The organism is Streptomyces sp. NPDC058246 (assembly GCF_042881985.1).
In the GTDB taxonomy this organism is placed as follows: Bacteria; Actinomycetota; Actinomycetes; order Streptomycetales; family Streptomycetaceae; genus Streptomyces.
The window spans coordinates 252,208-275,434 of the sequence record NZ_JBHVWZ010000001.1; the positions used below are offsets into that span (position 1 = coordinate 252,208).

Annotated in this window: 17 protein-coding genes; 12 read left to right on the plus strand and 5 right to left on the minus strand. The window is 70.4% G+C overall.

Annotation, left to right across the window (positions count from 1 at the left end; translation table 11 throughout):
• Positions 1-17 precede the first annotated feature (17 nt).
• From ACFVXA_RS01100 to ACFVXA_RS01135, 8 genes are all read left to right on the plus strand, one after another.
• Positions 18-893 (plus strand): dioxygenase, encoded by an 876-nt coding sequence (locus tag ACFVXA_RS01100; protein ID WP_384396865.1) that lies wholly within the window; start codon positions 18-20, stop codon positions 891-893.
• Positions 894-958: 65 nt separating this feature from the next.
• Positions 959-1,945, plus strand: coding sequence for a zinc-binding alcohol dehydrogenase family protein (locus ACFVXA_RS01105; RefSeq protein ID WP_362019235.1), 987 nt, complete (start codon positions 959-961; stop codon positions 1,943-1,945).
• A 20-nt stretch (positions 1,946-1,965) separates the two neighbouring features.
• Entirely contained in the window at positions 1,966-2,937 is a 972-nt protein-coding gene (locus ACFVXA_RS01110; RefSeq protein ID WP_383745219.1) for an MBL fold metallo-hydrolase, read from the plus strand.
• 37 nt (positions 2,938-2,974) lie between these two features.
• Positions 2,975-4,330: an amidohydrolase family protein gene (locus ACFVXA_RS01115; RefSeq protein ID WP_383745216.1), complete on the plus strand. Its 1,356-nt coding sequence runs from the start codon at positions 2,975-2,977 to the stop codon at positions 4,328-4,330.
• Positions 4,331-4,373: 43 nt separating this feature from the next.
• Positions 4,374-6,008 (plus strand): amidohydrolase, encoded by a 1,635-nt coding sequence (locus ACFVXA_RS01120; protein WP_384396863.1) that lies wholly within the window; start codon positions 4,374-4,376, stop codon positions 6,006-6,008.
• Between the two features lie 323 nt (positions 6,009-6,331).
• Complete coding sequence (locus tag ACFVXA_RS01125; RefSeq protein WP_362019789.1) at positions 6,332-7,129, plus strand: oxygenase MpaB family protein; 798 nt, start codon at positions 6,332-6,334, stop codon at positions 7,127-7,129.
• 62 nt (positions 7,130-7,191) lie between these two features.
• On the plus strand, positions 7,192-9,471 hold the full coding sequence (locus ACFVXA_RS01130) for a tetratricopeptide repeat protein (protein WP_390023345.1): 2,280 nt from the start codon (positions 7,192-7,194) through the stop codon (positions 9,469-9,471).
• Between the two features lie 285 nt (positions 9,472-9,756).
• Positions 9,757-11,313: an NAD(P)/FAD-dependent oxidoreductase gene (locus tag ACFVXA_RS01135; RefSeq protein ID WP_362019249.1), complete on the plus strand. Its 1,557-nt coding sequence runs from the start codon at positions 9,757-9,759 to the stop codon at positions 11,311-11,313.
• 66 nt (positions 11,314-11,379) lie between these two features.
• Here ACFVXA_RS01135 and ACFVXA_RS01140 read toward each other — a convergent pair whose 3' ends face one another.
• A complete protein-coding gene (locus ACFVXA_RS01140; RefSeq protein WP_384396858.1) occupies positions 11,380-13,167 on the minus strand; it encodes a serine hydrolase in 1,788 nt (595 codons plus the stop codon).
• A 205-nt stretch (positions 13,168-13,372) separates the two neighbouring features.
• On the opposite strand from ACFVXA_RS01140, the gene ACFVXA_RS01145 reads away from it, so the two are divergent.
• The 4 genes from ACFVXA_RS01145 (at position 13,373) to ACFVXA_RS01160 (ending at position 17,842) form a co-directional block, all read left to right on the plus strand.
• The gene (locus ACFVXA_RS01145) at positions 13,373-14,500 is read left to right on the plus strand and encodes a nitronate monooxygenase (protein WP_390023348.1); all 1,128 of its coding nucleotides are present in this window, start codon (positions 13,373-13,375) and stop codon (positions 14,498-14,500) included.
• Between the two features lie 20 nt (positions 14,501-14,520).
• Positions 14,521-16,071: an acyl-CoA synthetase gene (locus tag ACFVXA_RS01150; RefSeq protein ID WP_384397003.1), complete on the plus strand. Its 1,551-nt coding sequence runs from the start codon at positions 14,521-14,523 to the stop codon at positions 16,069-16,071.
• A gap of 127 nt (positions 16,072-16,198) precedes the next feature.
• A complete protein-coding gene (locus ACFVXA_RS01155; protein WP_383903482.1) occupies positions 16,199-16,312 on the plus strand; it encodes an NAD-dependent epimerase/dehydratase family protein in 114 nt (37 codons plus the stop codon).
• Between the two features lie 33 nt (positions 16,313-16,345).
• A complete protein-coding gene (locus ACFVXA_RS01160) occupies positions 16,346-17,842 on the plus strand; it encodes an acyl-CoA synthetase (RefSeq protein ID WP_389932762.1) in 1,497 nt (498 codons plus the stop codon).
• Here ACFVXA_RS01160 and paaK read toward each other — a convergent pair whose 3' ends face one another.
• From paaK to ACFVXA_RS01180, 4 genes are all read right to left on the minus strand, one after another.
• A complete protein-coding gene (gene paaK / locus ACFVXA_RS01165) occupies positions 17,843-19,147 on the minus strand; it encodes a phenylacetate--CoA ligase PaaK (protein WP_389932765.1) in 1,305 nt (434 codons plus the stop codon).
• 188 nt (positions 19,148-19,335) lie between these two features.
• Complete coding sequence (locus ACFVXA_RS01170) at positions 19,336-20,679, minus strand: enolase C-terminal domain-like protein (protein ID WP_389932768.1); 1,344 nt, start codon at positions 20,677-20,679, stop codon at positions 19,336-19,338.
• A gap of 42 nt (positions 20,680-20,721) precedes the next feature.
• Positions 20,722-22,059: a gluconate:H+ symporter gene (locus ACFVXA_RS01175; protein ID WP_362019265.1), complete on the minus strand. Its 1,338-nt coding sequence runs from the start codon at positions 22,057-22,059 to the stop codon at positions 20,722-20,724.
• A gap of 133 nt (positions 22,060-22,192) precedes the next feature.
• Positions 22,193-23,167, minus strand: a complete 975-nt coding sequence (locus tag ACFVXA_RS01180) for a 5-dehydro-4-deoxyglucarate dehydratase (RefSeq protein ID WP_389932773.1) — start codon at positions 23,165-23,167, stop codon at positions 22,193-22,195.
• Positions 23,168-23,227: the final 60 nt, after the last annotated feature.

Here is a 23,227-nt window from a genome sequence, read left to right on the forward strand (position 1 = left end):
ACAAAGGGAGTCGAGCGATGTCGATCGACCTGACCGAAGAGACGATCACAGGCGCCGTGCAGCAGACCTTCGATGAGTCCAAGGACGATCGCCTGCGCGAGATCTTCGTGAGCCTTGTTCAGCATCTGCACGACTTCGCCCGGGAGGTCCGTCTGACCGGTGACGAGTGGTTCACCGCTGTGAACTTCCTGGAACGGGTTGGTCACGTGTCCAGTCCCACCCGCCAGGAGTTCGTGCTGCTCTCGGACATCCTGGGACTGAGCGTCCTGGTCGACCAGATCAACCACGGCAACGGCTCCGCCACCGACTCCACCCTGCTCGGACCGTTCTACGTGGAAGGCCGGCCCCGCGTCGAGAACGGCGCCGACATCTCGGGCGGTGTCGCAGGCATGCCGTTGTTCTTCGGCGGCACCGTCGTGGACCCCGAGGGGCGGCCGGTGGCCGGTGCGGACGTGGACACCTGGCACAGCGACGGTGACGGCTTCTACGACGTACAGCAGGCGGACAAGCTGGACGGCGAACCGGCCATGCGGGGGCTGCTGGCCACGGACGACAATGGTCGGTTCTCGTTCCGCTCGATCGTGCCGCGGTACTACCCGGTCCCGACCGACGGCCCCTGCGGCGAGATCATCCGCGCGGCCGGCCGCTCCCCGATGCGGCCTGAGCACATCCACTTCTGGTTCCACGCGCAGGGCTACGAACCGCTGGTCACGATGCTGTTCCGGGGCGACGACCCCTACCTGGAGCGGGACGCGGTGTTCGGCGCCAAGCGCTCGCTGGTCGCCGACTTCGTCCAGCACGAGGCCGGCGAGGACGCGCCCGACGGCACTGTGATGGCCGAGCCGTTCCAGACCGTCGAGTGGACCTTCGTCCTGGAACCGGGACGAAGGTGACATCCCGGCGTCACGGCGCCACCCGTACATCCCGCTGATCATCAGTCCAGGAAGGACACCCCAGCGTGCGCGCTCTACGTTTCGACCGATTCGGCGGCCCCGACGTCCTGGAGGTCGTCGAGCTGCCGGATCCTGTCGCCACCGAGGACACCGCCGTGGTCGCCGTCCGGGCCGCCTCGGTCAATCCATCCGACGTGAAGAATGTGGCCGGCGTCATGGAGGGCACGGTGCTGCCCCGCGTGCCCGGGCGTGACTTCGCCGGCGTCGTCGTCGACGGTCCGCCGGAGTGGCGCGGCGTGGAGGTCTGGGGCACCGGCGGCGATGTCGGCTTCACCCTGGACGGCTCGCACGCGGAGTACATCCGCGTGCCGGTCACCGCGCTTGCCCGCAAGCCGACGACGTTGAGCTTCGAGGAGGCCTCGGCGGTCGGGGTCAACTTCGTGATCGGCTGGCTCGGCGCCGTCGAGTTGGGGCACCTGAGCAAGGGCGAGACCGTCGTGGTCTTCGGCGTTTCCGGCGGAGTGGGTGGCGCCGTCGCCCAGATCGCCCGGACTCGCGGTGCCCGGGTGCTCGGCGTCGACCGGGCCGTCCCGGTGGACGGCACCCCGGCGGCGGAGATCATCGACGAGTTCGTTCCCTTCGTCCCGGACTCGGCCGAGGTGGCGGAGAGCCTGCTGGCGCACACCGGCGGCCGGGGAGCCGAGGTGGTGTACGACGCCGTCGGCGGGGTCACCACCGCTTCCGCCTTCGCCTCGCTGGCCCAGCGGGGCAGGCTGGTGGTGATCAGCGCGGTCGGGACGCCCACGGTGGAGATCAACCTGCCGGACTTCTACCACCGCGAGGCCCAGATGCTGGGTGCGGACAGCCGCAAGCTCGATGTCACCGAGTCCGCCGAGCGCCTGACCCGGCTCACCGCCTACTTCGAGCGTGGCGATTTCCGGCCGCTGCCGGTCACGCACCGTTTCGGCCTCGACGAGGGCCACAAAGCCTATGCCGCGGTGGCGGACGGGGTGTCCGGCCGCGTCGTCATCGTTCCCGAAGGCCGTTCGTAACCACCGAGGAAGGCGACACCATGACACGCTGCGCCGGCGCCCGTATCACCGTTCTCGACGAGAACTTCATCGACATCCTCCTGCCCTCGACTCCGGGCATACGCCGCTACAACATGGATCAGCACTTCAACTCGCGCTACGGCGAACTACTCGCCGAGAACGGGCTGTGCTTCCTCGTGGAGACGTTCACCGAGAACGGTTCCACCACGATCCTGTTCGACGCGGGACTGACCTCCGAGGTGGTGCTGCACAACGCGCGACACCTCGGCGTGGACCTGAACGAAGTGGAGGCGGTCGTACTCAGCCACGGCCATCCGGACCACTTCGGCGGCATCAACGGAGTCCTCAAGGCGATTGGCCACCCGACCCCGGTCGTCGCGCATCCGGACGCGTTCAACCCGCGGATGATCGTCAAGCCGCACACCACCCTGCCGATGATCAATATCGGGCTGACGCGGGAGGGAATCCGGGAATCGGGTGGTCACCTGATGGAGGCGCGCGGCTCCATCCCGCTCGGGCCGGGCCTGCACACCTCGGGCGAGATGCAGACCACCGCCGACTTCGAGTTCGAAGCTCCCGCCGGACGCCTGTGCGTCCACGCGGACGGCCGCGTGGAGGCGGACGAAATCAACGACCACCAGGTCCTCGGCGTCGACGTCGAAGGCCACGGGCTGATCGTCCTCGACCCGTGCGGGCACCGCGGCGTCGTCAGCTCGATCGAACACATGCGGGCCCTCACCGGCACCGACAAGCTCTACGGCGTCCTCGGCGGTTTCCACACCGGTCATCCCGGCATCAGCGCCAACCGGATCGACAACACGGCGAAGGCGCTCGCCGCCTACGAGCCGCAGCTGGTCGCTCCCATGCACTGCAGCGGATTCCGGCTCAAGAAGGCCGTCGCCGATCTCATCCCGGAAGCATTCGACATCGTCACCGCAGGCACCGTGCTCACCATCGGCGAGGTGCCCGCCGACACCCGCACCTGGCGATGACGCCGTAGCCCTTCGAGCAACGAACCAGAGGTCAAAGGTGACACACAAAACGCTCATCAAGGGCGGCATCGTCTACAGCGTCGACCCCGATATCGGCGAACTCCCGCGGGGTGACGTGCTGGTGGAGGGCGACACGATCGTGGCCGTCGGCGAGCACATTCCCGCGACGGACGCACGCGTCATCGACGCCACCGACAAGATCGTGCTGCCGGGGCTGATCGACACCCACCGGCATCTGTGGCAGGCGGCGCTGCGTCAGATCGCGGCGGACTGGACCCTCGGCCAGTACATCGACCACATGCTGCTGGAACTCGGCCCGCGGTTCTCCCCCGAGGACGTGTACGTGGCCGAACTGCTCGGTGCGATCGAGGCCATCGACGCCGGCGTCACCACCGTCATGGACTGGGCGCACATCATGCGCAGCCCGGATCACGCCGACGAGGCAGTGCGCGGGCTGCGGGAGTCCGGCGTCCGGGCGGTGTTCGGCTATGGCAACCCCGGAGGGCCGCCCGCCGACTGGTACGCACGCGATCTCGCCAGGGTGAGTGAGCGCTACTTCTCCTCCGATGCCGGGCTGGTCACATTCGCGCTGGCCAGCATGGGTCCGGAGTTCGGGCCGGTCGAGGACACGCTGGCCGATCTCGAACTGGCCCGCAGCCTGGGCATCCGTACCTCGTTGCATGTGGGTGTCGGCATGCTCGGCCGGCAGCGGTCGATCACCGAACTGCACCGACGCGGCCTGCTGGGTCCCGACCTGATCTTCGTCCACTGCAACACCTGCACCGACGCAGAACTGCGGCTGATCGCCGACACCGGAGGACATGCCTCGATCTCGCCGCGGGTGGAGATGCAGATGGGGCACGGCTATCCGGCGACCGGGCGGCTCTGCGCGGCTGGGGTGGCGCCGAGCCTGAGCATCGACGTTGTCTCCGGGGTGGGTGGCAGTCTGTTCGCCGAGATGCGCGGCACCCTCGAAGCCGAGCGTGGCTGGCAGCACCATGCAGCGCTCTCCCGTGACGAGACGCTGCCGGAGCTGACGATCACCACCCGGGACGTGGTCAGGATGGCCACGATCGAAGGGGCGCGCACCCTCGGGCTGGAGAGCAGGATCGGGTCGCTGACCCCCGGCAAGCAGGCCGACATCGTCTTGCTCGACACCGACCGGCCGAACCTGTCGCCGGTGAACAACCTGTCCGCGGCAATCACCCTCGCCGACAACGAGAACGTCGACACCGTGCTGATCGCCGGCCGGGTGGTCAAGCAGGGCGGAAGGATATCGAGGCACGACACGCCGGCCCTCGGGGCGCTGGCCCGAGATTCCCGGGACCGTCTGCTGGAGTCCTGGTCCGGGCCCGGTTCCACTGCCGCCACGGCGGCCCGGCCTCGCGCCTGACCCCGTATCCAACCGACTCGATCAACAACAACGAGGTTGTTTCATGAGCACATCACCCGGCACCGCGCACGCCGACCAGTTTTTCCTCAACGGGCTGGTCTGGACGGGCGGTGAGCGAGGACCCGGACCGGAACCCACCGCACTGGCGGTGCGCGACGGCCGGATAGTGGCGTGCGGCAGCGACGCGAAGATCCGCGAGCTGGCCGGCGGCCGCTCGACCATCGTCGACCTGCGCGGCCGCCGCGTAGTACCCGGCCTGATCGACGGCCACATGCACGCCGTGCGCGGGGGCGCGACCTGGGAGAGTGAACTCCGCTGGACGGACGTGCCCGACCTGCGAACGGCGCTTGCCACGATCCACGGCGCGGCTGAGACCGCGCGCCCGGGGGAATGGATCCGGGTCGTCGGCGGCTGGCATCCCTGCCAGTTCGCCGAATCGCGAGAGCCCACCCGTGCCGAGTTGGACGCGGTCGCTCCGGACCATCCGGTGTACGTGCAGGCGCTCTACGAGGTCGCGGTACTCAATTCGGCGGCGCTTCGTGCGGCCGGTATCGACGCCACCACCTCCGATCCGCCCGGGGGGCACTTCGAGCGGGACCCGATGACCGGGGAGCTCACCGGCCGCGCCTTCGGTATGGGCGCGTTCAACCGGATCCTGGGCGCGATTCCACCCGCCACCCCGGACCGGGAAAAACGCTCCACGGCGGCGATGCTCGCCGACCTGCATGCCCTCGGGCTGACCGGAATAGTCGACGCCGGCGGGTTCGGCATGCCGCCGGAACGATACGAATCCCTGTTCGCGCTCTGGCGCGACGGCGGTCTGTCCATGCGGATGCGGCTGTTCCTGTCCGCGGCGGACCCCGGGCAGGAATACAGGCAACTCGAGGAGTGGATGCGGCACACCCCGCCCCGGTTCGGGGACCCGATGCTGCGGTTCGCGGGCATCGGTGAGGTGGTGCACTACGGCTGCCACGACTTCGAGGGTCTTGAGGAATTCTCGATCTCCGACGACGCGGCCAAGGAGCTGTACCGCATCAGCTACCGCGCCGCCGAACAGGGCTGGCCGGTGAACATCCATGCGGTGCTCGACGAGTCCATCGACAGGATCCTGACCTGTTGGGAAATGGTGAACGAGCGGATTCCGCTGCGCGGGTTGCGGTTCTCCCTGTCCCACGCCGACCGCATCAGTCCGGGCAACCTGCGGCGGCTCGCGGCATTGGGCGCGGGCGTGGTGCTGGACGACCACCAGGTGTTCAAGGCCGGCTTTTCGGAAGCGGCATGGGGCGACGGTGCGATGGCCGAAGCCCCGCGCATCGCCGACATGATCGCCGCTGGGATTCCCCTGGCGGCCGGGACCGACGCCACCCGCGCCTCCTCCCACAATCCCTGGTTGTCGCTGTGGTGGCTGATCACCGGGAACTCCGCGGACGGCGTTCCGCGACGCGCCGCCCGCCACCGGATGGCCCGAGGCCGTGCGCTGGAGTGCTACACCGCGGGCAGCGCTTGGCTCAGCTTCGAGGAAACCAGTCGTGGGCGTCTGCGACCCGGCGCGTACGCGGACTTCGCGGTGCTCAGCGAGGACTACTTCGCCGTGCCGGAGGACCGCATTCCATGGATCCGCTCCGAGCTCACCGTGGTGGGAGGGGAGATTGCGCACACGACCGGAACCGTCGCCTGACGGCCGCCATCACGGTGTGTGGCATCGGGACCTGTACTGCTGGAACTCCATGAACTCGATGGCGTAGACCCATGGCACTGATCATGTTCCTTCGCGCGGTCCAGCTGCAGGTCCGTGCCGATCCGCTGCCAGGTGCCGTTGGGATGCCAACGGCGAAACAGGTCACCTGGGCCGAGAGGGAAGCTATCAATTCTTGTTGGCATCACCGCAGGTCAGGATGGTTACCTTAGTGTCAAGTAGCGGGCTTGGGTCACACTACTGGGGTGGAGGCCTTTCAGGCAGGTGACCCGGGGTTCTTCGGTCCCTCCTCGGTGACCTGGCAGATGCACGGCGACCCCATGATGTGGGTCGCCGGAGTCCGCGCGCTCTACCTCCAGGCCCTGCACCCGCGCGCGGTGCGCGGTGTCATGCAGAACTCGGACTTCAGGCGCGACGCGTGGGGCCGGCTGATGCGGACCGCGAACTTCGTGGGGACGACGACGTACGGGACCAGAGAGGCGGCCGAGAAGGCGGGGGCGCGGGTACGGAAGATTCACACGATGCTCACGGCGACGGACCCGGACACGGGGGAGCGGTACCGGATCGACGAGCCGGCACTGCTGCTGTGGGTGCACTGTGCCGAGATCGACTCCTATCTGCACGTGCTGCGCCGCTCCGGGTTCGCGCTCACGGACGCGCAGGCCGACCGCTACATCGGTGAACACCGGGTCAGCGCAAGGCTGGTGGGGCTCGACCCCGAGGCCGTACCGGCGGACCGGGACCAACTCGCCGCGTATTTCGAGAAGGTGCTGCCGGAGCTGACGGCGGGGCCGGAGGCGCGTGACGTGGACGACTTCCTGATGCGTCCGCCGACCCACCCGTTGCTCGTACCGGCGCGCGCACTGCTGTGGCGGCGCGTGGCGCACCTGGCGTACGCCTCTTTGCCGCCGTACGCCCACGAGTTGTACGGCAGGGCCGTTCCGTCGCCCACCGCGGTGACCCGGCGGCTGCGTGTCACGGGCACCTTGCTGCGCGGTGTTCCCGCACGTCTGCGCTGGCAACTCCCGCCCAAACACATTCTGCGCGCCGTGTCACGGCTCGGCCCCGGCTCGCGCCCGGCGCCGTACAAAGTCGGCAGATAACTCGCCATACTGGACGGGCCAGGGGAGGGCGCGGCGAAGAGCGACGGGGGCGATCGCACGAGATGGCGGAGACCAGGCTGATCCAGAGCCGGTACCGGCTGCTCGATCTGATCGGGCGGGGCGGCATGGGCGAGGTGTGGCGGGCGCGCGACGAGTCGCTGGGCCGGCAGGTCGCCGTCAAGTGTCTCAAGCCCCTCGGTCCGCACCACGATCAGTCCTTCACGCGTGTCCTGCGGGAGCGGTTTCGGCGCGAGGCCCGGGTGGCCGCCGCCCTCCAGCACCGCGGGGTGACCGTCGTCCATGACTTCGGTGAGTCCGACGGCGTGCTGTACCTGGTCATGGAGCTGCTGGAGGGGCGGAATCTGAGTCAGCTCCTGGAGGACAACAAGCAGCATCCGCTGCCGGTCGGCGAAGTCGTCGACATCGCCGACCAGGTGGCCTCCGCGCTCGCCTACACCCATCAACAGGGCATCGTGCACCGCGATTTGAAGCCCGCGAACATCATGCGGCTGGCCGACGGCACGGTGAAGATCTGCGACTTCGGCATCGCCCGCCTCGGCCACGACATCGGCTTCACGGCACGGCTGACCGGCACCGGGATCGCGATGGGCACCCCGCACTACATGTCGCCGGAGCAGATCAGCGGCGCCCATGTCGACCAGCGCAGCGACCTGTACTCCTTCGGATGCGTGCTCTACGAAATCGCCACCGGCGCCCCGCCGTTCGACCTCGACGACGCCTGGGCGGTGCTCGTCGGCCACCGGGACACGCCCCCCGAGCCGCCGCGCACCCACCGGGCCGAACTCCCCGAGTACTTCGAGCGGATCATTCTGGACCTGCTGGCCAAGGAGCCGGATGGCCGCCCCCGGGACGCCCGCGAACTCGGCCGCCGGATCAGCGCGGGCCGCACCACCCCGATGTACGTGCCGACCGTGGTGACCCCGGCCGTGCGCCAACCCGCCTCGCAGCAGCGGGCCCTGGCGCCCTCGGCGCAGCCGCGCCCCGAGCAGCCGCCGTCGCGCGAACCCCGGCTGCCGTCCTGGACCCGGGGCATGACCACCGGCCACAAGGCGACCGGCGCCGGGCTGCGCACCACCCCGCCTCAAGCGGCGGCAGGCCTCACCGGCGAGTGGATCGCCCGCCCCTCCACGGCCGTAACCCGCGAGCCCGAGCGGAACGAACGGCCCACCCCCTCGCCGGAGTTGATCACCACTCTGGCGGGGCGGCACAACGCCGGTCTGAGCCTGGGGCGGCTCGGCCGGTGGACCGAGGCGGGCGAGGTGCACCGAGCGGTCGCCGCCGAGCGGGAACACGCCCTCGGACCCGACCATCCCGACACCCTCGCCAGCCGCTACGAGGTCGGCTTCACGCTCAGCCGGACCGGCCGCCCCGCCGAGGCGCTGCGCGAATACGCGCATGTCGCCCAGGCCCGTGAGCGGGTGCTCGGTCCCGATCACCCCGACACCCTGGCCGCGCGGCAGGAAATGGCGTATGTGCTCGGTCAGTTGGGCCGTCACTTCGAGGCGCACCAGGCCTATACGTCCGTGCTCGCCGAGCGGGAACGCTCCATGGGCACCGACCATCCCGACACCCTGCGCTGCCGCCACAACCTCGCCTTCAACCTGAGCAGACTCGGGCGCCTGGAGGACTCCTACCGGATGGCCGGGGAGGTCGCCGCCGCGCGTGCCCGGGTGCTCGGCCCGGCCCATCCCGACACGCTCGTCACGCGGTACGAGGTCGCCTACGCGCTCGGTCAGTTGGGGCGCTGGCCGGAGGCCCTGCACACCTACCAGGAGGTGGCCGAGGCCCGCGCCCAGGCGCTGGGTCCCGACCACCCGGACACGCTCGCCGCCCGCTACGAGGTCGGCATCAGCCTCGGCCGGCTCGGCCGCAGCGCGCAGGCCCTGGAGCTGTACCGCGACCTGATCGACGACCGCACCCGGGTGCACGGACCCGCGCATCCCGAGACCCTGCGCGCCCGGCACGGCCTCGGGGTGAACCTCGGCCGCATGGGGCGCTGGGAAGAGGCGCTCGCGGAGTCACGTGACGTCTCCGCGATCCGTGAGCGGGTCCTCGGCGCCGATCACCCGGACACCCTCGTCAGCCGCCGCGAGGTCGCGGTCGGGCTAGGGTGGCTCGGCCGCTGGGCGGACGCGCTGACCGAGTACCGCCGTGTCGCCGCCGCCCGTGAGCGGGTCCTCGGCGCCGACCATCCCGACGCGCTCGCCAGCCGCAATGACGAGGCCCACTGCCTGGAACAGCTGGGGCGCGGGCAGGAGGCCGTCGAGCTGTATCGGAGAGTGGCGGCGTTACGGCAGCAGCGGGCGGCCGGGGGACGTTGAGCGAGGACGGTGTCCCGCCCCCGCCGCCCCGTATCCGGGACTCCGCCCCAGACGCTCGTATCCGGGGCTCCACCCCCTCCAGACTCCCGTATCGGGACTCCGCCCCCAGACTTCCCGTATCCGGGGCTCAGCCCCCCACACTCCCGTATCGGGGGTTCCACCCCCAGACCCCCGTACGGCGCTGACGCGCTCGTCCTCCAACGCCGGACGGCCGACACCTAGCCCCATACGGCCGGCTGCCACGCACCTCTGGCCGACGTAGATCATCACGTGCTACGAAGAACCATGCCTGCACACGAGGGATACGACGCCGTGATCGTCGGCGGGGGCCACAACGGACTCGTCGCCGCCGCCTATCTGGCCAGGGCCGGGCGGTCCGTACTGGTGCTGGAGCGTCTCGGGACCACCGGGGGCGCCGCCGTGTCGACCCGGCCGTTCGCCGGGGTCGACGCGCGCCTGTCGCGGTACTCGTACCTGGTGAGCCTGCTGCCCCGGAAGATCGTGCGGGATCTCGGCCTCGACTTCCGCGTCCGCGGGCGCACCATCTCCTCGTACACACCCGTCGAACGGGACGGGCGGCCCACCGGTCTGCTCGTCGGGGGCGGCGAGCGCCGCACCCGCGAGGCGTTCGCGCGGCTGACCGGCTCGAACCAGGAGTACGAGGCCTGGCAGCGCTTCTACGGGATCACGGGCCGCCTCGCCCAACGGGTGTTCCCCACGCTCACGGAGCCGCTGCCCAGCCGGGACGAGCTGCGCCGCCGCGTCGACGACGAGGACGCCTGGCGGATGTTCTTCGAGGAGCCGGTCGGCGCGGCCGTGGAGGAGTACTTCGCCGACGACCTCGTCCGCGGTGTCGTCCTCACCGACGCCCTCATCGGAACCTTCGCCGACGCCCACGATCCCTCGCTGCGGCAGAACCGCTGCTTCCTCTACCACGTGATCGGCGGCGGCACGGGCGCCTGGGACGTGCCGGTCGGCGGCATGGGCGCCCTCACGAACGCGATCGCCTCGGCGGCGCGGCACGCCGGCGCTGTGATCGCCACCGGCCACGAGGTGCTGCGGATCGAGACGGACGGGGAGGCGGCCGAGGTCACCTACCGGACCGCGGACGGGGAAGGCGTCGTCGCGGCCCGGCACGTCCTCGTCAACGCCTCGCCGCAGGAGCTCGCGCACCTCACCGGCGACGAGCCGCCCACCCCGGCCGAGGGCGCGCAGCTCAAGGTGAACATGCTGCTCAAGCGGCTGCCCAGGCTGCGCGACACCTCGGTCGACCCACGCGAGGCGTTCTCCGGAACCTTCCACATCGCGGAGGGGTACGAGGAGTTGGCGCGGGCCCACGCGCAGGCCGCCTCCGGGGAGCTGCCCAGCGCGCCGCCCTCCGAGATCTACTGTCACTCGCTCACCGACCCGAGCATCCTGGGCCAGGACCTCGTCGAGCAGGGCTACCAGACCCTCACCCTCTTCGGCCTGCACACCCCGGCCCGGCTGTTCGAGCGGGACAACGACGCGGTACGGGAAGAGCTGCTGAAGTCGACGTTGGCGCAACTGGACGCCCACCTCGCCGAGCCGCTCGCCGATTGCCTGGCCACCGACGCGGACGGCCGTCCCTGCGTCGAGGCGAAGACGCCGCTCGACCTGGAGCGCGACCTGCGGCTGCCCGGCGGCAACATCTTCCACCGCGATCTCGCCTTCCCGTACGCCCAGGAGGGCACGGGCCGCTGGGGAGTGGAGACGCGGCACGCCAACGTGCTGCTGTGCGGCGCGGGCGCGGTGCGCGGCGGTGGGGTGAGCGGGGTGCCCGGTCACAACGCGGCCATGGCCCTGCTGGAGGACAAGGGCTGACCGCAGGCCGAGGCTCCCTCTCGGCGTGGCCGGGGGCGAGGACGCCCCCGTCTCGCCTGCGGGCCCTCAGTCCCGGGACGCCGCCCAGCCCACCGCCTCCATGCGGGCGGCGTCCGCCGGGCGGCTCTCGTCGAAGGCGACCCGGTCTCCTGCCTCGACCCGCAGGGCGTCGACGTAGGCGCCGCGGCCGACGTACAGCCGGTCCGTCGTGTACCGCCAGCGCAGGGCGAGCCGCGGCGCCCGGGGCAGGTCGGCGGTGAGCCGGTGCCACACCCGCCCCGACCAGCCGGCGGCCGTGCCGGCCGGATGCTCCAGCGGTTCCTCGTCCTTGGCCGTGGTGGTGAAGGGGACCGGCTGCCAGGTCGTCGCCCCGTCGGCCGAGGCTTCCAGGAAGAGGAGGTCCGACTGGGGTTCGGTGTCCCACCACAGGGCGCAGGACAGGCGCGCGGGGCCGGCGGTGGTGTCGAGCGCGGGCAGGGTCAAGGTCGCCGTCGTCGCGCTCGCCATTCCGGAGAACCAGGACGTACGGCCGCGCGCGGGGCGTACCGCCACAGCCCGCGCCAGGTTGTTCGCGGTGGCGACGCGGGGAGCGGACCCCGATCGCCAACTGCGCACGGGGTGGACGGAGTTGCCGAGGACGACAAGGAAGGAGTCGGTCGTCGGGTCGAGGACGAGCGAGGTCCCGGTGAAGCCGGTGTGGCCCGCGGTGCGCGGGGTCGCCATCGCACCCATGTACCAGTGCTGGTAGAGCTCGAAACCGAGGCCGTGCTCGTCGCCGGGGAAGGCGGTGTTGAAGTCGGTGAACATCAGGTCGACCGTCTCCGGCGCGAGGATGCGCGCGCTGCCGTACACGCCGCCGTTCAGCAGCGTACGGCCGAGGATCGCGAGGTCCCAGGCGCAGGAGAAGACGCCCGCGTGGCCTGCCACGCCGCCCAGGGAGTACGCGTTCTCGTCATGTACCTCGCCCCACACCAGCCCGCGGTTCAGGCCCGACCAGGGCAGCCGCGCGTCCTCGGTGGCGGCGATCTCCGGCTTCCAGGAGGCGGGCGGGTTGTAGCGGGTGCGGTGCATGCCGAGCGGGTCGGTGATCTCGTCGTGCAGGAGCGTGTCGAGGGTGCGGCCGGTGATCTTCTCCAGGACCAGCTGGAGCGAGATCAGGTTCAGGTCCGAGTAGAGGTACTTGGTGCCGGGTGGGTTGAGCGGCGCCTCGTCCCAGATGAGCTGGAGCTTTCCCTCGCGGGTCGGCGCGTTGTACAGCGGGATCCAGGCGCGGAAACCGGAGGTGTGGGTGAGGAGTTGACGGATCGTGATGTCCTGCTTGCCGCCACCCGCGAACTGCGGGAGGTACGAGGCGACCGTCGCCTCCAGCTCCAGGGCGCCGCGCTCCAGTTGCTGCACGGCGAGGATCGAGGTGAACAGCTTCGAGACGGAGGCGAGGTCGTAGACGGTGTCCTCGGCGGCCGGAATCTGCTGGTCGGCCGGGAACTCGACGCCGGTGTCCGTCTTCTCGTCGTACGCCGAGTAGCGCACCGCCATGCCGATGGGCTGGTGCAGTGCCACGGTGGAGCCACGTCCGGCGAGGAGCACGGCGCCCGCGTACCAGGGGCGTTGGGGGGAGGGTCCGAGGAAAGCCTGTGCGTCGGTGACGAGTTGGCGCAGATGTTCCGGCAGCAGGCCCGCCTGTGCGGCCGATCCGTGCCGCAGGGGCGGCCGGCCACCGACCTCGGTGGAAGCCGCCGCGGGCCCCGCGGGGAGCGGGGCGATGGCCAGGGCGCCCCCCAGAGCCAGTACTGCTCGACCCAGTTGACGACGGGTCAGTCCGCCATTCGCTCTGTCCTTCGCGCCTTCGGTCATCGAGGAGCCTCCCGCCGCGCCGCCTGAAAGTATCTTTCCGGGTTCGCCGTGCGGAGTGAAACTTTCCCGTCAGGGGCGGGTGTGTCAACCCTGACGGACTCGGGTGAGTCCGCCCTGACGGAAAGGGATCCCTCGCCCCCACCGAATCTGACGGAGCATCAGAAAACCTCTTCCCTCGTCCGCGGGACTGCGGCATCCTGCGGCCATGCAGACGGAGCTGAGCAAGGAACTGGGAGTCGAGCACGCCATTTTCGGCTTCACGCCGTTTCCCGCCGTCGCCGCGGCCATCAGCCGTGCGGGCGGATTCGGTGTGCTCGGCGCGGTCCGCTACACGGCACCCGACGACCTGAAACGCGATCTCGACTGGATCGAGGCGAACGTCGGCGGCAGGCCCTACGGTCTGGACGTCGTGATGCCCGCCAAGAAGGTCGAGGCCACGGGGAATCAGCCACTGACCGAGGCCGATGTCGAGGCGATGATCCCCGAGGGGCACCGGCAGTACGTGCAGGACACCCTCGCCAAGTACGGCGTGCCCGAACTCGCCGAGGGCGAGGCGTCCGGGTGGCGCATCACGGGGTGGATGGAACAGGTCGCCCGTACCCAGCTCGACGTCGCCTTCGACTATCCGATCAGGCTGCTCGCCAACGCGCTGGGCTCACCGCCCCTCGATGTGGTGGAGCGTGCGCACGAGAAGGGCGTCCTGGTCGCCGCGCTCGCGGGCAGTGCCCGGCATGCGCGCAAGCACGCCGAGGCCGGCATCGACATCGTCGTCGCGCAGGGCTACGAGGCGGGCGGGCACACCGGGGAGATCGCCTCGATGGTGCTCACGCCCGAAGTCGTCGACGCCGTCGATCCGTTGCCCGTCCTCGCGGCGGGCGGCATCGGCAGCGGACGGCAGGTGGCCGCCGCGCTCAGCCTGGGCGCCCAGGGTGTGTGGCTCGGCTCGCTGTGGCTGACCGTCACCGAGGCCGAGATGCACTCCCGCGCCGTGACCCGGAAGCTGCTCGCCGCCGGGTCCGGCGACACCGTCCGCTCGCGCGCCCTGACCGGCAAACCGGCCCGCCAGCTGCGCACCGAGTGGACCGACGCCTGGGACGACCCGCACGGACCCGGCACCCTCCCCATGCCCCTCCAGGGTCTGCTCGTCGCCGAGGCGCTCTCACGCATCCAGAAGCACGAGGTGGAGCCATTGCTCGGCACCCCCGTCGCGCAGATCGTCGGCCGGATGAACAGCGAACGCAGCGTCCAGGCCGTCTTCGACGACCTGACCCGCGGATTCGAGCAGACCGTCGACCGCATCAACCGCATCGCCGGAAGGAGCGCCGAGCAGTGACCACGGTGGGAAACCCGGTTGTGAACACGCCCGCGAACGGCTTCTGGGCCCAGGCCGCCGCCGACCCCGGACGGACCGTCCTGATCACCCCTGACGGCGAGGAGTGGACCGCGGGGCGGCTGCACGCCGCCGCCAACCAGCTCGTCCACGGACTGCGCGCCGCCGGCCTCGAACGGGGCGACTCCTTCGCGGTCGTGCTCCCCAACGGCGTCGAGTTCTTCGTCGCCTACCTGGCCGCCTCACAGGCCGGCCTCTACCTCGTCCCCGTCAACCACCACCTCGTCGGCCCCGAGATCGCCTGGATCGTCGCCGACTCGGGCGCCAAGGTCCTCATCGCCCATGAACGGTTCGCGGACGCCGCCCGGCACGCCGCCGACGAGGCGAAACTTCCCCCGGCGCGTCGGTACGCGGTCGGCGACGCGGCGGGCTTTTGGCCGTACGCCGAACTGCTCGACGGGCAGCCCGAGTCGGCGCCCGCCGACCGCACCCTCGGCTGGGTCATGAACTACACCTCGGGCACCACGGGACGCCCGCGCGGCATCCGGCGCCCGCTGCCCGGCAAGCTGCCCGAGGAGTCGTACCTCGGCGGCTTCCTCGGCATCTTCGGCATCAAGCCGTTCGGCGACAACGTGCATCTCGTCTGCTCGCCGCTCTATCACACGGCCGTGCTGCAATTCGCGGGTGCTTCCCTGCACATCGGCCACCGGCTGGTGCTGATGGACAAGTGGACGCCCGAGGAGATGCTCCGTGTCATCGACGCCCATACGTGCACCCACACCCATATGGTCCCGACCCAGTTCCACCGTCTGCTGGCGCTCCCCGACGAGGTGAAGGCGCGCTACGACGTGTCGTCGATGCGGCACGCCATCCACGGCGCCGCACCCTGCCCCGACCATGTGAAACGGTCCATGATCGAGTGGTGGGGCGACAGCGTCGAGGAGTACTACGCGGCCAGCGAGGGCGGCGGCGCCTTCGCCACCGCCGAGGACTGGCTGAAGAAGCCCGGCACGGTCGGCAAGGCCTGGCCCATCAGCGAACTCGCCGTCTTCGACGACGACGGCAAGCGGTTGCAGCCCGGTGAACTCGGCACCGTCTACATGAAGATGAGCACCGGCGGATTCTCGTACCACAAGGACGAGACCAAGACGAAGAAGAACCGCATCGGCGACTTCTTCACCGTCGGCGACCTCGGCTATCTCGACGAGGACGGCTATCTCTTCCTCCGCGACCGCAAGATCGACATGATCATCTCGGGCGGGGTCAACATCTACCCGGCCGAGATCGAGGCCGCTCTGTTCAGCCACCCCGCCGTGGCCGACGCGGCCGCCTTCGGCATCCCGCACGACGACTGGGGCGAGGAGGTCAAGGCCGTCGTCGAGGCCGCCCCCGGCCATGAGCCAGGACCAGCGCTCGCCGCCGACATCCTCGGCCACTGCGAGCGACAGCTCGCCGGATACAAGCGCCCCAAGAGCGTCGACTTCATCGAGGCCATGCCGCGCGATCCCAACGGAAAGCTGTACAAGCGGCGGCTGCGGGACCCGTACTGGCAGGGCCGCACCCGAGTGGTATGACTCAGGTCACTTCACTGACCTGTCATGCGGCGACACACTCGCCCGTCCTGATGCCGAACCGACCCCGGGAACCGTTCACCGGACCACCCGGGGGGCCGACATCAGGAGATGGATTCCCCTGCGTGTACTGGTCGCCGGAGCCACCGGAGTCGTCGGGCGGGCGCTCGTACCGCTGCTCACCTCGGTCGGCCACGACGTCGTAGCCCTCGCGCGTACCCCTGGGCGACGGCCTCCGGCTTGACCTCGCCGCGTCACGGACCGAGGATCCTGTGTCATGACGCCTGGACACGGCAGCACGGTGGACGGGGTGCTGCGGCGCAGCGCCCGGCGCACCCCGGCGCGCATCGCGGTCGACTACCGCGAGCGCTCCTGGACCTACGCGGAACTCGACGAGGCCGTCTCCCGTGCCGCGAGCGTGCTGCTCGACCAGGGGCTCGCCCCCGGCGACCGGGTCGGGGCCTACGGCCACAACTCCGACGCGTATCTGATCGGCTTCCTCGCCTGCGCCCGCGCGGGCCTCGTACATGTGCCGGTCAACCAGAACCTGACCGGCGACGACCTCGCGTACATCGTCGGCCAGTCGGGGAGCGCGCTGGTCCTGGCCGACCCCGACCTCGCCGGCCGACTCCCCGACGGCGTACCTGTGTTGCCGCTGCGCGACGCCGACGACTCGCTGCTCGCGCGGCTCGACGCGGCGCCCCCGTACGAGGGTGCGGAAGCGCGCGGCGACACGCTGGTGCAGTTGCTCTACACCTCGGGGACGACCGCCCTGCCCAAGGGCGCGATGATGACGCACCGCGCCCTGGTGCACGAGTACCTGAGCGCGATCACCGCCCTCGACCTGAGCGCGGGGGACCGGCCGGTGCACTCGCTGCCGCTGTACCACTCGGCGCAGATGCATGTGTTCCTGCTGCCGTATCTCGCGGTCGGCGCGTCGAACGTCATCCTCGACGCGCCCGACGCCGACCAGCTCTTCGACCTGATCGAGGCGGGGCGAGCGGACAGCCTGTTCGCGCCCCCCACCGTGTGGATCGGCCTGTCGAACCGTCCGGACTTCGCGACCCGCGATCTGAGCGGGCTGCGCAAGGCGTACTACGGGGCGTCGATCATGCCGGTGCCCGTGCTGGAGCGGCTGCGCGAGAGGCTGCCGGGGCTGGCGTTCTACAACTGTTTCGGCCAGAGCGAGATCGGCCCCCTGGCCACCGTCCTCGGGCCGGACGAGCACAAGGGGCGGATGGACTCCTGCGGACGCCCGGTGCTGTTCGTGGACGCGCGGGTGGTCGACGAGAACGGCAAGGACGTGCCCGACGGGACACCGGGCGAAATCGTCTACCGCTCACCGCAGTTGTGCGAGGGGTACTGGGACAAGCCGGAGGAGACGGCCGAGGCCTTCCGTGACGGATGGTTCCACTCCGGGGACCTCGCCGTGCGGGACGCCGAGGGGTACTTCACCGTCGTGGACCGGGTGAAGGACGTCATCAACTCCGGCGGTGTACTGGTTGCTTCACGCCAGGTCGAGGACGCGCTCTACGCGCACGAACAGGTCGCCGAGGTGGCCGTCATCGGCCTTCCGGACGAGCGCTGGATCGAGGCCGTCACCGCGGTCGTCGTCGCCCGAGGCGACGTCACGGACGCCGAACTCATCTCCCACGCACGCGAGAAGCTCGCCCCCTTCAAGGCACCCAAGCGGGTGCTGTTCGTGGACGAGCTGCCGCGCAACGCCAGCGGGAAGATCCTGAAGCGGGAGCTGCGGGACCGGTACAGCCGGTGACTAACGCGGGCGCAGATCCACGATCCGCTTGATCTTTCCCACCGACCGCTCCAGCGACTCCGGTTCGACGATCTCGACCGTGACCGACACGCCGATCCCGTCCTTCACGGCCGCCGCGATGGCCTGCGCGGCCGTGTGGCGATCGGCGGGGCCGGCGTCCGGCCGGGCCTCGGCCCGTACGGTCAGGGAGTCCAGCCGTCCCTCACGGCTCAGCCGCAGCTGGAAGTGCGGAGCGACTCCCGGCGTGCGCAGCACGATCTCCTCGATCTGCGTCGGGAAGAGGTTGACGCCGCGCAGGATCACCATGTCGTCGCTGCGGCCGGTGATCTTCTCCATCCGGCGGAAGACCCGCGCCGTGCCCGGCAGCAGCCGCGTCAGGTCCCGGGTCCGGTAACGGATGACGGGCATCGCCTCCTTGGTGAGCGAGGTGAACACCAGCTCGCCCTCCGCTCCGTCCGGCAGCACCTCGCCGGTGAACGGGTCGACGACCTCCGGATAGAAGTGGTCCTCCCAGATGTGCAGCCCGTCCTTCGTCTCCACGCACTCCTGCGCGACACCCGGGCCGATCACCTCCGACAGGCCGTAGATGTCCACGGCGTCGATCGCGAACCGCTCCTCGATCTCCCGCCGCATCTCCTCGGTCCACGGCTCGGCCCCGAAGATCCCCACCCGCAGCGAGGTGCCGCGCGGGTCGACGCCCTGCCGCTCGAACTCGTCGAGCAGGGTCAGCATGTACGAGGGGGTGACCATGATGATCTCCGGCTTCAGGTCCTGGATCAGCTGGACCTGACGTGCCGTCATGCCGCCCGAGGCGGGGATCACCGTACAGCCGAGCCGTTCGGCGCCGTAGTGCGCGCCGAGGCCGCCGGTGAACAGCCCGTATCCGTACGCCACATGCACCTTGTCGCCCGGGCGGCCCCCCGCGGCGCGGATCGAGCGGGCCACCATGTCGGCCCACAGGGAGAGGTCGTTGTCCGTGTAGCCGACGACGGTGGGGCGGCCGGTCGTGCCGCTCGACGCGTGGAGGCGACGGATTCGCTCCTGGGGTACGGCGAACATTCCGTACGGGTAGTTCTCGCGCAGGTCCGCCTTCACCGTGAACGGGAAGCGTGCCAGGTCGGAGAGCGCACGGCAGTCGTCCGGGCCGACGCCCGCCTTGTCGAAGGACTCCCGGTAGAAGGGCACGTTCTCATACGCGTGTCGTAGCGTCGCCCGCAGCCGCTCCAGCTGGAGCGCCTGCAACCCGTCCGCGTCGAGCCGCTCTCCCGCGTCGAGCAGGCCCTTCGACTCCGTGGAATCCGCCATGAGGACCCCTCCCTCGCCAACCGTGCCAATCCGGACGACCGATCATTCGGTCGAGGTGTTCGGGATCAGTAATTCAGGGGGGTCGGGGAGTCGTCAAGGTGTGCGACGGGGTGGGTGGGCGGTGCCTCCGGGGTTTTCGCCCCCTCCGCCCCTGCCCGTCCCGTACCGTCCCCGCGGCTCCGCCCCGGTCAGCGCACCAGGGAAGGACGCTTCGCGTCGAACTCCCAGCCGGGGACGAGACAGCGCATGCCGATCGCGTCGTCGCGGGCCCCCAGCGCCTTCTCCTGGTACAGCTCGTGCGCCGCGAGGAGCCGGTCCATGTCGAGGTCGACGCCCAGCCCGGGCGCGTCGGGGACGGCGATCTCGCCGTCGACGATGCGTGGTGGGGCGACGGTGAGCCGCTCCAGGCCCTCCTGCCAGATCCAGTGCGTGTCGAGGGCGTTGTACTCGCCCGGGGCAGCGGCCCCGCAGTGGGTCACCATGGCGAGCGAGATGTCGAAGTGGTTGTTCGAATGGCAGCCCCAGGTCAGCCCCATCGCGTTGCACAGCTGAGCCACTCGCACCGAGCCCTGCATGGTCCAGAAGTGCGGGTCGGCCAGCGGGATGGACACCGACTGCAGGGCCAGGGCGTGGGTCAGCTGCCGCCAGTCGGTGGCGATCATGTTGGTCGCCGTCGGCAGCCCCGTGGCGCGCCGGAACTCGGCCAGGATCTCGCGCCCGGAGTAGCCGCCCTCGGCTCCGCAGGGGTCCTCGGCGTAGGCGAGCGTGCCGACCAGCGGCCCGCACAGCTCGACGGCCTCGCGCAGGGACCACGCGCCGTTCGGGTCGAGGGTGACGCGGGCCTCGGGGAACCGCTCTTTGAGCGCCCGTACGGCCCTGACCTCCTCGGCGCCTTCCAGCACGCCGCCCTTGAGCTTGAAGTCCCGGAAGCCGTACAGGTCGTACACCGCCTCGGCCTGCCGGACGATCGCCCCGGGCGTCAGGGCCTCCTCGTGCCGGATCCGGTACCACTCCACGTCCGTGGCGGGCTCGCGCGCGTACTCCAGATCGGTGCGGTCGGGGTCACCGACGTAGAAGAGATAGCCCAGCACCCGTACGGAATCACGCTGTTGACCGTCGCCGAGGAGCGCCGCGACCGGTACGTCGAGGTGCTGCCCCAGCAGGTCCAGCAGCGCCGACTCGACGGCGGTGACCGCGTGGACGGTGGTCCGCAGGTCGAAGGTCTGCGCGCCGCGCCCGCCGGCGTCGCGGTCGGCGAAGCGGTCCCCGATCTCGCGCAGCACGCGCTGGTAGTCGCCCACCTTGGCGCCGACGACGAGGGACTCGGCGTCCCGCAGCGTCCGGGTGATCTTCTCCCCGCCGGGGACCTCGCCGAGACCCGTACGGCCCTCGGAGTCCTTGAGGACCACCACGTTGCGGGTGAAGTAGGGGCCGTGCGCGCCGGAGAGGTTCAGCTCCATGCAGTCCCGGCCGGCGACGGGATAGACCGAGAACTCGGTGACGATCGGCTGTGTGCTCGGGCTCGTGTTCATGCTCATCAAAGTCCTTGGGTGCGGGTGGCGCGGGCGCTGGGGTCAGAGGCTGAGGACGTCGAGGGTCCACTCGGACGCCAGGACACCGCCCAGGCCGAGGGTCGCGAGCACCGTCGTATAGGTGGTGCGGACCTTGATCGCGTCGATGACCGACAGGTTGAAGTACTCCTTGAACAGCCAGAATCCGGGATCGTTGACGTGCGAGAAGGCGATCGAGCCGCAGGAGACGGCGAGCACCATCATCTCCGGATGGACGCCACTGCCCGCCAGCAGCGGCAGCACCACGCCGGAGGCCGTGACGACGGCGACCGTCGCCGAGCCGAGCGCGACGCGGAGGATGACCGCGATGAGCCAGCCGAGCACGATCGGCGAGATGGACCAGCTCTGCGTCTGATCCTTGATGTAGTCGGAGATCCCGCCTTCCACGAGGACGTTCTTGAAGGCGCCGCCGGCACCGATCACCAGGAGGATCATCGCCATCGCCTGGGCCGCCGCGGTGCAGGACGCGCTGACCTCGGCGAGGCTGCGGCCCATCCGCGGTCCGAACGCCCAGACGGCCAGGAGCAGGGTCAGCAGGAGCGCGATCGGCGCCGAACCGATGAAGGCGACGAAGTGCAGGAGAGGGGTCTTCGCGGAGGTGGCCAGGTCGGTCACCGCCGCGCCCGCGATCAGGACGACGGGGAAGAGGGCCACGAACAGGGACCAGCCGAGACCGGGCATCTCCTCGTCGGCGAACTCGCGCGCGCTGACCAGGCCCGTGGGGATGGCGGGGTCGAGTGCGCCGACGAAGGGAAGGCGCGGCCACACCAGCGCGACGAGCGCGCCGGCCGGGACGGCGATGAACAGGCCGTAGAACAACGTCAGTCCGATGGACGCGTGGAAGGTCGAGGCCACGGCGGTGGGGCCGGGGTGCGGCGGCAGGAAGCTGTGCATGGTGGACAGGGCGATCGACATCGGCAGCCCGACCCACAGCAGCTTCGCGCCGGTGACCCGCACCAGGGTGAACGCGATCGGCACGATGATGATGAAGGCGACCTCGTAGAACATGGTCACGCCGATGAGCATGGCCGTCACGACCATCGCCACTTGGACCCCGCGGGGGCCGAAGGCGTCCAGGAGCTTGCCGGCCATGCGCTGTGCGGCGCCGGAGTCGCCCATGACGCGGCCGACCATGGCGCCGAGCCCGATGGTGAGCATCGTGTCGCCGATCTGACCGCCGATGCCCTCCGAGAGGACGTCCGGGATCTTCTCCAGCGGAATCCCCCGGACGACGCCGACCCCCACCGCCACCAGCAGCAGCGCCGCGAAGCCGTTCATCCTCAGCCTGGTCATGAGGAGCAGCAGCACCAGAACGCTGATCCCGACTACGACAAGAGGCAAGGCAGTTCCCCTTTGAACTGTTGTGAACTGTGGAGCGGGCAGCCGGAGCACACCCGTGGGGACGGCCCGGGTCCCGTCCGGGCCGTGCGGGGTGGTCGAGGGGTGTGGAGCGCGCCGGGGGTCCGGGTGCGTGTCAGGCCGGACGGCGCCCGGCTCCGACGAGGGCGAGCCCGTCGTCGAGGACCTTCTCCAGCTCGGTGAGGTCGTCCGGCGCGGGGTCGGTGAGCGGGGCGCGTACCGGGCCGACGGGCAGACCGCGCAGCCGGGCGGCGGCCTTGACCAGCGAGACGGCGTAGCCCGGCACCCGGTCGCGCAGCTCGACCAGCGGGACGTAGAAGTCGCGCAGGAGCCTGGTCGTGGTGGCGTCGTCGCCGTCGCGCAGCGCGGTGAAGAAGGCGTTCGCGATTTCGGGCGCGAAGGCGTGGACGGCCGACGAGTAGGCGGGGACGCCGACGGTGGCGTACGCGCGCGCCTGGATCTCGGCGGTGGCGGCGCCGTTGAAGAAGAGGAAGCCGTCGGGGGCGGCGAGCGTGAGGCGCTGGAGCCGGTCGAGGTCGCTGTGCCCGTCTTTGAGGCCGATGACGGTGGGGATCTCCGCGATCCGGCGCACGCCGTCGGGGGTGAAGGCGACCGGGCCGCGCTGATAGGCGATGAGCGGCAGCCGGGTGCCGGCGGCGATCCGGCGCAGCTGCTCCACCAGGCCGTCCTCCGGGGCCTCGACCAGATAGTGCGGCAGCACCAACGCGGCGTCCGCGCCCGCCTCCTCCGCGATCCGGGCGAACCGCACCGCCTGCGCCCAGCCGTAGCCGACGCCCGCGACCACGGGCAGCCGGCCGCCGGCGATCTCGACCGTGGCCTCGATGACGGCGCGGTACTCGTCCTCGTCCAGCGCGCTGAACTCGCCGGTGCCACAGGCGGGGAACACGGCGCCCGGCGCGGTGGCCAGCTGGGCGGTCAGGTACGTCCGGTACGAGTCCAGGTCGAGGCCGCCGTCGTCCCGGAAGCTCGTGAGCGGGAAGGACAGCACCCCGCCGGTCATGCCCTCCCGCAGCCGCCGCATCACATCCTCGGTGCGCACGCCTATGGCCCCCACGCTGAACCCTGTCATGATCTCATCCCTGTATGCAGATGGCGTCTATATATGAGAATTGAGGCTAGGTCGGTGAAC